Origin of the sequence: Eubacterium barkeri (assembly GCF_900107125.1) — a bacterium.
Classification (GTDB): Bacteria; Bacillota; Clostridia; order Eubacteriales; family Eubacteriaceae; genus Eubacterium_O; species Eubacterium_O barkeri.
This window is the reverse complement of the sequence record NZ_FNOU01000044.1, coordinates 1-1,172: the sequence shown is the minus strand read 5'-3', so window position 1 is coordinate 1,172 and position 1,172 is coordinate 1. Positions and strand designations below refer to the sequence as shown.

The following is a 1,172-nucleotide window of genomic DNA, read 5'->3' as shown; positions in this document are numbered from 1 at the left end:
TTATGGATCCTTCGGGAGAAATAAGGAGTGGAAAGTGGCGAACGGGTGAGTAACGCGTGGGTAACCTGCCTCATGGAAAGGAATAGCCTCGGGAAACTGGGAGTAAAGCCTTATATTATTAAGACATCGCATGGTGTTTTAATGAAAACTCCGGTGCCATGAGATGGACCCGCGTCCCATTAGCTAGTTGGTGAGATAACAGCCCACCAAGGCAACGATGGGTAACCGGTCTGAGAGGGCGAACGGTCACACTGGAACTGAGACACGGTCCAGACTCCTACGGGAGGCAGCAGTGGGGAATATTGCGCAATGGGGGCAACCCTGACGCAGCAATACCGCGTGAGTGAAGAAGGTTTTCGGATCGTAAAACTCTTTTATTGGGGAAGAAGAAGTGACGGTACCCAATGAAGAAGTCCCGGCTAACTACGTGCCAGCAGCCGCGGTAATACGTAGGGGACAAGCGTTGTCCGGAATCACTGGGCGTAAAGGGCGCGTAGGCGGTTTTATAAGTCAGATGTGAAAGGTACCGGCTCAACCGGTGACGTGCATTTGAAACTGTAAGACTTGAGTACTGGAGAGGCAAGTGGAATTCCTAGTGTAGCGGTGAAATGCGTAGATATTAGGAGGAACACCGGTGGCGAAGGCGGCTTGCTGGACAGATACTGACGCTGAGGTGCGAAAGCGTGGGGAGCGAACAGGATTAGATACCCTGGTAGTCCACGCCGTAAACGATGATGACTAGGTGTTGGGGAAACTCAGTGCCGCAGTTAACACATTAAGTCATCCGCCTGGGGAGTACGACCGCAAGGTTGAAACTCAAAGGAATTGACGGGGACCCGCACAAGCAGCGGAGCATGTGGTTTAATTCGAAGCAACGCGAAGAACCTTACCAGGCCTTGACATCCTCTGACCATCCTAGAGATAGGAGATTTCCTTCGGGAACAGAGAGACAGGTGGTGCATGGTTGTCGTCAGCTCGTGTCGTGAGATGTTGGGTTAAGTCCCGCAACGAGCGCAACCCTTGCCTTTAGTTGCCAGCATTAAGTTGGGCACTCTAAAGGGACTGCCGTAGACAATACGGAGGAAGGTGGGGACGACGTCAAATCATCATGCCCCTTATGGCCTGGGCTACACACGTGCTACAATGGGTTGGGACAAAGGGAAGCGAAGCCG

The 1,172-nt window shown here is 52.5% G+C and carries 1 rRNA gene; it reads left to right on the top strand.

The annotated features are described in order from the left end of the window. A 16S ribosomal RNA gene (locus BLU30_RS14045) occupies positions 1–1,172 on the top strand; the annotation flags it as partial.